The organism is Sphingomonas abaci (assembly GCF_014199625.1).
In the GTDB taxonomy this organism is placed as follows: domain Bacteria; phylum Pseudomonadota; class Alphaproteobacteria; order Sphingomonadales; family Sphingomonadaceae; genus Sphingomonas; species Sphingomonas abaci.
On record NZ_JACHNY010000010.1, the window covers coordinates 78,162 to 86,052 of the forward strand.

The 7,891-nt window shown below is 62.2% G+C and carries 7 protein-coding genes; 5 read left to right on the forward strand and 2 right to left on the reverse strand.

Annotated features, from left to right (window positions below; translation table 11 throughout):
• Positions 1–46: 46 nt before the first annotated feature.
• From GGQ96_RS17955 to GGQ96_RS17975, 5 genes are all read left to right on the forward strand, one after another.
• Positions 47–571, forward strand: a complete 525-nt coding sequence (locus GGQ96_RS17955; protein WP_184116763.1) for a hypothetical protein — start codon at positions 47–49, stop codon at positions 569–571.
• Complete coding sequence (locus GGQ96_RS17960; RefSeq protein WP_184116764.1) at positions 571–1,677, forward strand: relaxase/mobilization nuclease domain-containing protein; 1,107 nt, start codon at positions 571–573, stop codon at positions 1,675–1,677. The genes GGQ96_RS17955 and GGQ96_RS17960 overlap by 1 nt, the downstream gene beginning before the upstream one ends.
• A gap of 126 nt (positions 1,678–1,803) precedes the next feature.
• The gene (locus tag GGQ96_RS17965) at positions 1,804–2,892 is read left to right on the forward strand and encodes an ABC-three component system protein (RefSeq protein WP_221240049.1); all 1,089 of its coding nucleotides are present in this window, start codon (positions 1,804–1,806) and stop codon (positions 2,890–2,892) included.
• A complete protein-coding gene (locus GGQ96_RS17970; RefSeq protein ID WP_206542367.1) occupies positions 2,889–3,377 on the forward strand; it encodes an ABC-three component system middle component 2 in 489 nt (162 codons plus the stop codon). Before GGQ96_RS17965 ends, GGQ96_RS17970 begins: the two co-directional genes overlap by 4 nt.
• Positions 3,374–5,260, forward strand: a complete 1,887-nt coding sequence (locus tag GGQ96_RS17975; RefSeq protein WP_058733697.1) for an AAA family ATPase — start codon at positions 3,374–3,376, stop codon at positions 5,258–5,260. The genes GGQ96_RS17970 and GGQ96_RS17975 overlap by 4 nt, the downstream gene beginning before the upstream one ends.
• Before the next feature lie 54 nt (positions 5,261–5,314).
• Here GGQ96_RS17975 and GGQ96_RS17980 read toward each other — a convergent pair whose 3' ends face one another.
• Both GGQ96_RS17980 and GGQ96_RS17985 read right to left on the reverse strand, forming a co-directional pair.
• Complete coding sequence (locus tag GGQ96_RS17980; RefSeq protein WP_041043271.1) at positions 5,315–6,052, reverse strand: LPD7 domain-containing protein; 738 nt, start codon at positions 6,050–6,052, stop codon at positions 5,315–5,317.
• 1 nt (position 6,053) lies between these two features.
• Positions 6,054–7,691 (reverse strand): type IV secretory system conjugative DNA transfer family protein, encoded by a 1,638-nt coding sequence (locus tag GGQ96_RS17985; RefSeq protein ID WP_425506713.1) that lies wholly within the window; start codon positions 7,689–7,691, stop codon positions 6,054–6,056.
• Positions 7,692–7,891: the final 200 nt, after the last annotated feature.

A 7,891-nucleotide genomic window follows, 5' to 3' on the forward strand; every position in this document is an offset into this window, starting at 1 on the left:
CATGTCGCTCGCGCCGCAATCTGCATCCCCCACCAAGAATTCAGCGATGTTGACGGCGCGCGTCGATCGCGAACTGCTTGCCGCGTTCGATGCCGTGGCCGAGGGCAGGGGAGGGCGCAGTGCGCTTCTCCGCACCGTGCTTCAGCAAGCCTTAAAGCGTGTAGCCGACGCCCCCCGGATCGCTCCGCGCGCCGACAGTGCCGGCAATCGCGTGTCGCTCACCTTCACGGACGCCGAAACAGCCGTCCTCGATCATCGCGCGGGCGAGCGGGGCGTAGATCGCGCCGGATGGATCAAGGCGCTTGTGCGCCGGCACATCGCGCTAAAGGCCGGCGTGGACGATGGCCTGCGCGATGCCGTGGCGCCGATTCGGATGCAGCTCCAGCGTATTGGCCGCAATCTCAACCAGGCGATGAAGGCCGGCAACGCTGCGATGATGGCCGACAGCGGCTTGCAGATCGAACGTGAGCTGCGCCGCATCGCCGACATGCGCGAGGAGATCAACGAGCAGATCGAGGCACTGGCGGACGTTCTGCGCGGTGAAACCTCCTTTTGGAAGGTTGCCGACTGATGTCGTTCGGCGATCGCGAGGACGAGCTATGGGAGGCGATGAAGCCAAGCTTCAAGCCGCGCCTCGTCAGTGATCCGAACGTCAGATATGCCCGGCACGTCGTCAATGGCACGGGACCGTTTGCGTCTAGATCGCCGGCAGCGTCGCATCATCGAGGAGACGCCCGGGCTACGCTGGCGCGTGTCGTTCGACGCACGCCCGAAGTGCTCGTCAAGGTGACCGGACGGAAGAAGGGCGCCAAGCATCTCGCTGCACATTTCGATTATATCGGCCGCCACGGCGACATCCGGATCGAGACGCGCGATGGCGAGCAGATCACGACGAAGGAGGACGCGCAGCGGATCGCGGACGAGTGGTCCGATCCGCTTTACTGGCGCCAGGGCACGACCGTGTCGGCCGTGGCAATGGTGTTTTCCATGCCGGCGGGAACCGATCCGGAGACCGTAAAGCAGGCGGTTCGTGACGCGGCCGAGCGGATGATCGGCGACAACCATGATTATCTCATGGCGCTGCATACGGACACGCCGCGCCCGCATGTCCATCTCACGGTCCAAGCCGAGGGCCTTGATCGCAAGCGCTTCGATCCAAGGCGGGAGGATCTGTTTCGCTTTCGGGAGTCGTTCGCGGAGGCGCTCCGCAGTCGCGGTGTCGAGGCCGAAGCAACGCCACGCTACACGCGAGGCCAGGGGAGAGCCGGCACCAGCATGGCGCTGACGCAGCTCCGCGCACGCATACGTAGCGGCGCTTCGCGTCAGCCAACCGACGTCGACCTACGGCAAGCGCGCGAGGCGATGCAGATCGCGCTTGGGAAGGCGCAGCAGCCCGCCTTTGTGTCCAAAACGCGGGCGCGTTGGCAGGACACCAAGCGGCGCTATGAGGCAGCCGCCGAACGGCTCGACCGCAGCCCAGATCGCGAGGACCGCAACCTCGCGCGCGACCTGCGGCAGTTCCTTCAGGAGCAGGCGAGCATCGACACTGTTCCGGATCGGATGCTGCGCGAGGCTGAGGCGCGCGTGCTGGATGCGGAAAGGCGAACCAGGAGCGAACCGGCACAGGAGCAGGGTGTGCCACGTGGCACACCTCCACCTCCGTCGAGGCGGCGATGAGCGTCACGGACCCGACGCCTTCAGACCGGTGCTGGAATCGGGAGACAATTCGTCGAGAACGGCATACCTCTTCCACCCGCGAGAGTGGACGTTTAGGGCCCGCGTCAAAGGGGTGCAGGGGGTTGGATGACTGATTTCAGGGAAGTGTCGCCCCCAACGCTGCCTAAAACCCTCCCGAACGTCGGACAATTTCAAAGCGGCCCTCCTATCGCCCCGATCGCACGGCTGATGATCTACAGCCCCGACGACTGGGAAACCTTCATTGAAGAGTGGGTCTCGGCCGCGCTCAGCGCATCATACAAGTCGGTTGCTCGGTTCACTGGCAGCGGCGACAAAGGCATCGACGTTGCCGGGTTCGTCGACGCAAACGGCCTGAACGGCGTCTGGGACAACTTTCAGTGCAAGCACTACGCTCAGCCCCTGTCACCGACCGTGGCGTGGCCGGAGATTGGGAAAATCCTGTGGTTCTCCTTCAACGGCCACTACACTGCGCCACGCGCCTATTATCTCGTCGCGCCGCGCGGCGTCGGGACCAAGCTTAACTTGCTGCTCGGTCACGCCGCTAACCTTAAGGCTGAGACGAAGAAGGTTTGGGCGAAGAACATAGCGGAGAGCATCACTGGCACACAGAGTGTCGATCTAACCGGCGCTTTTGCCGCGTACGTCGACAAGTTCGATTTTTCGATCTTCAAGGCGATCTCGCCGCGAGAGCTTATCGAGCAGCATCGGAAGACGCCATATTTCTTCGAGCGCTTTGGCGGGGAGCTACCTGCGCGTCCGCTTCCCGAGAAGCCACCCGAAGCCGTGCAGGGTCACGAACAACGTTATGTTGAGCACCTTCTTGCCGCGTATGCCGAACACAAGAAGGAAGCGATCGCCGACATAGCGGCGCTCAAGAAGTGGAAACCGCTCAGCGATCACCTGAACCGTCAGCGCGAGAGTTTTTACCACGCCGAGGCGTTCCGGGTATTTCTTCGCGAGAAGGTCGACCCTGGCACATTCGAAAGCCTGCAGGACGAGATCCACGACGGCGTCATTGATACCGCCGAGGGCACGTTCGTCGACGGGTTCGAGCGCGTAAAGGCTGTCACTCAGGCGTCTCAGACCGTTCCGCTCGATGCACACCCGCTTGGATCGAGCGCGTTCGTGAAGGATCGTCACGGGATCTGCCATCAGCTCGCCAACGACGATCGTCTGCGATGGACACAGCCGTGAGCAACGGCAATCTGACCTTCAACGGCCCGTTCGAGGCGGGAATGCGGGCGGTAGCCATTCTCGCCGCGGCATTCCCACGCGAACTCGACATCCAGCGTCTGACGGCCTTCGATTACCTCCTGGTGCATACCGAGATGTTAGGAGGGCCGGAGGATCTTCATCCTGAAACCCCAATATCGACGCCAGCTACGCAGGTGCGCCGGAGCATCGTGCAGGACGGCTTGCACCTGATGATGACACGCGACCTAGTCGCTCGATCGGCGCGTGAGGACGGCATCGTATACCAGGCAGGAGAGCTCGCGGAGACCTTCTTGGACGCGTTGCAATCGCCGTATTCGACGGAGCTTAAGAGCCGAGCCACTTGGCTAGTCGACCACCTTGGCTCGTATGAAGAAGGTGAGTTCGACAAGCTGATGCGCCGGTTCTTCGACCAGTGGGTTATGGAGTTCCAGCATGTCGAGCAAAGCTTAGGCGGAGCGGCATGAGTGTGCGGTTGCGCCTTTGCTCGTTGAGCTATCATGGCCCGTTCCGGAAACCTGCCGTCGTGACGTTCAAGCCCGGCATGAACGTGATCTATGGTGCGTCGAACACCGGGAAGTCATTCATCGTTGATACGATCGACTTCATGCTTGGGGGTAAGGGCCCGCTTCGCGACATCCCAGAGCGGGTCGGCTACAAACATGTGCTCTTGGGCATGGAGACGACCGTAGGCGATCAGTTCACGATCGGCCGCGCCGTCGATGGCGGCCCTTTCGTCCTTTATGAAGGCTTGTTTGCGGAGGAGATGCCGTCGATCGACGGGAAGGTACTCGCCGATCAGCACAACGACAGGCGCGATGATAATCTGTCGGCATTTTTGCTTGAGAAGCTGGGCTTGGCGCACAAGCGTGTCCGCCGAAATAAGAAGGGAGACACGAACAGCCTCAGTTTTCGAAATCTCGCTCGACTCGTGGTCATCAACGAGGAAGAGATTATTCAGCAGAGATCTCCGCTTTCAGACGGCGGGTATGGGATGGGGGACACCGCGAACACGTCGGTGTTCAAGCTGCTTCTGACAGGAGTGGACGACACCTCGCTTGCTGCAGCCAAGACGCGTTCGCCGGAAGATCAAACCCGGGACGCACAAATCCTGCTGCTCGATCAGCTTATCGCGGATTATCGGAAACAGGTGAAGGATCTCGCGGGGTCGGACGAGCTTCAGGAGCAGCTCGATAAGCTCGAGGCGGCCATGGAAGGTCAAAGTGAGCAGCTAGCGATTTCGGAAGCAGGCTTCCGCACCGCGTCGACCGAGCGCCGCGACCTGGCTCGACGGGTAGAAGAAGGGCGCAACCGCCTCGCCGAGATCACGGTTCTCCTCGAACGTTTTCTGCTGCTTGGCGCTCATTATCGATCCGACCTCGCACGACTCGAAGCAATCGCCGAGGCTGGAACGCTGTTTGGTGCTTTGGGCGAGGTTGACTGCCCCTTATGCGGGGCTGCTCCAGACCAGCATAAGCAAACCGATGATTGCGAGGGTAATGCCAGCCTTATCGCCGCTGCGGCTCGTGCTGAAATCGCGAAGATCACGTCCCGACAGGCCGATCTCGATTCCACGATAGATGCGCTCAGGAACGAAGCTGTTCAGTTTGAACGGCGACTGCCACGTCTGGAAGAGCGGCTCACCGCTGTGGCAGGTGAGATCGATCGGGTGGTCGCTCCCAATCTGAAGCAGCTCCGTTCGAGTTATCGGCAGCTCGCGGACAAGACCGGTGAAGTCCGTGAAGGCATCGCAGTCCATCGGGGCTTGCTGGATTTCGAGGATCGAAAGGCGAAGCTCGAACGCGAAATGGCAGACGGATCCGGTAGCTCGAGCACCGCGGACGTCGATCTATCAACCAGCACGGCCGACAGATTTGCGACCATCGTTCGAGACGTGTTGAAGGCGTGGCACTTCCCAGGCGTGGATCGTGTTCACTTTGATATGAAGGTCCGCGACCTTGTCATCAACGGGAAGGCGCGTACCTCATTCGGGAAGGGGCTTCGTGCGATCACGCAAACAGCGTTCTCGACAGGTCTCCTTGAGTATTGCGTGGCGGAAAAGACGCCCCATCCCGGCTTCCTTGTCGTTGACTCGCCACTCCTGTCCTACCGGGAGCCTGACGGAGCGGCGGACGACCTCCGCAGCACGGATCTGAACGATCACTTCTACTCGTATTTCGAGAGCTGGGGGAGCGACCGACAGGTTTTAATCGTGGAGAATACCGATCCCCCTGCGAACGTGAAAGCCAGTCCCCAAGCAGTGATGTTCACCGGGATCGAGGGGTTGGGTCGAGCCGGCTTGTTCCCGGCGCCCCAGGCGGCAAGCGAGGAGCCTGCAGCATCAGACTAGGGGCATGACGGCCAGGGTGTGCCACGTGGCACACCCGGCTGTGCTCGCGCCCAGTCACCGGGATCGCGATTTTTGCAAGACTTGGTCCTGGGTCATCTCGCGCACCTGTTGCTCCTGTCGAGCCTTCACCTCGATGCCGGCGATGGCCTCGCCGCGACCGAGCCGCGCCGCGACATCTTCCTTACGTTCCGCCACAAACTCGCGCCGCTTCTCGTGGTCGTTGGGGAAGCGGTCGGCTGCAACCGTCATCGCGAGCGCGACATGGCTTTGGGCCTTCCGCAGCTCCGGATCTTTTGCGTTCTGGACGTCTGACTGCCGGCGAAACCGCTCCGCCAGATCGGTTCGAGGCTCGGGCTGTTCTCTCGCGTCTCGCGCCTGGTTGGCAGTCCGCGTTGTTTGCCCTTGGTTGTCGGGAAGGCCGGCCTGCCGCGCTTGCTCGCGTTCGGCAGCAGCCTTCGTCTTGTCGTCGGGCTTGTAGCCATCGACCTTGATACCCTGTGCGGAGGCGGCGAGGTAGGCCGCTCGCTGGAACTCGGCGTCGCCGCTGACCTTGATCGACGTCCACCCATTCTCTTTCGCGAGCCGGATCAGGTCAGGGAGGGAGTCCCGGTCCTTGGCCTTGATGCGATCCGGCGTGATCGTCGCGACCGGCTGCTTGTCGTGTGCGCTCCGATAAAGCTTGTTCCCGACCCGCAGAAACCGTGAGTCCAGCTCAGGCGGCACTTCCATCGGTCGCCTACGGCGGGCCTCGCCTTCCTTGCCGGCGCCGGCAGCTTCGACATTTTCAACCATGTCACCGCTCCTGTTCTATTACACCAACGACCTCGTCGCCACGCTGCTCGGCCGACACGTCGATAAGCATGTCGGGGTGATCCTGGGTAACGACGCAATCCATTGCGAACGTGAACGGGTCAGGGTCCGTGAGCTGGTCGAATGTCGGCATCGCGCAGTCGGGCAGGTCTTCGTCGTCGCGCAACGTGCGCGGGATCGGGGGCACTTCCGGCGCCGGCTCGACACGCGCACGAAAGAGTCCGTCCGCATAGTAGCGGATCTTGTCGCCGTGGATCGGAGGTATGCCGCCCCGGAGGAGCAGCAATTCGCTATCCGGAAATTGCATCAGCTCCTGCGGGAGCAGAAGGGCTCGGCGCTGGTCCGACATGGACTTGGAGCGGTTCGCCAGGACGCCGTGGATCGTGAGCGACTTTGTGATGGATTCCTGCCCGACGTAGCCGATCCGCTCGGACAGCTCGTTTGCCACCCGCAGCTCCTTGGGAGTGAACGCGACCTCGACGCCGCAGTTGGCGACGATCTCGTTGGCGATATGCTCGCCATAGACGGCGCGGAGCTGCGATCGGGATTGGATGACGGGCAGGAGCCGGATGCCGTAGCCGGCGACGTAGGAAAAGGCGCTGGCGATCACCTGTGCCCGCCCGATCCGCGCGAACTCGTCGAGGATGACGAGGACTTTGAGCGGCGTCTTGGCACCGGGCAGATCGCGCACGTTCAGGTCGACAAGCTGCTGAAACAGGAGGTTGTAGAGCGGCGCGACCCGATCCAGCTCGTCTGGGGAAACGCCGAGATAGATCGACATGCGCTTGGTGCGCAGCTCGCGCAGATCGAAGTCGCACTCCTCCGTCGCCGCGTCGACGCGGGGGTTGAGCCACAGGCTCAGCTTGGAGGTGACCGTCTGGACGATCCCGGCGAACGTATTGTCCGCCCCCGACGTGAAATCGGCGAGGGCGTTGCGGCACCCCTGCGACAGAGCAAGCGAGCGATCCTCGAGGACGCGCTTGAAGAACCCGCGCGTGTCGCCCGTCGTCATCAGCCGATAGATCGAGCCGATGGTGAAGGGTTGGTCGGCGACCGCGAGGTAAGCACCGACACCGACAAAGGCGGTCCGCGCCGAGTCCGTCCAGAACGGTTCCCCACGTTCGGGAGGGACGAACAACATCGTTGCGATCTTTTGCAGCTCGATCACTACCTGGTCGGGATCGGTGCGATCGATGTAGCCGAGCGGGTTGTAGCGGGAGGTCCGCCCCTCCGGATCGGTCGGGTTGAACAGGTAAACCGCTTGGCCGTATTTCTTGCGAAAGCCCGCCGTCGCGTCCCAATTCTCACGCTTCACATCGAGGACGACGACCGACTCCTGCCATGACAGGAGGTTCGGAATGACGATGCCGACGCCCTTGCCCGAGCGGGTAGGGGCCTCGACGATGCAATGTTCGCTGCCGCCGAAGGTGAGGAACTTGCCACCCTTCTTACCCAGGACGATGCCGTCATCGGCGCGAAAGCCGGCGCGGCGGATTTCGCCTTCCTTGGCGAAGCGGGCGGCACCGTGGAGGGGCGGCTTCTGCTTCGCGACCCACCACAGCATCAGGCCGGCGATGATGACGCCGACCAGAGCACCCCCGGCAAGGGCCTTCAGCACCACCGGGTCATGCCGGTAATACCAGAAGAACGCCGGCATCTTGAATATGTCGAACTTTGCGCTGGGGAGTCCGAGGTAGATCCACGCGACGACCGACGTGATGAGGAAGGGAGCACCTCAAGGTTTGTGACACGGACAGCGGTAAGCTGAACAGGTAGCGAACAGGGCGGCTCAGGCCACCTTGGCTCCGGGTCCGCCGGCGA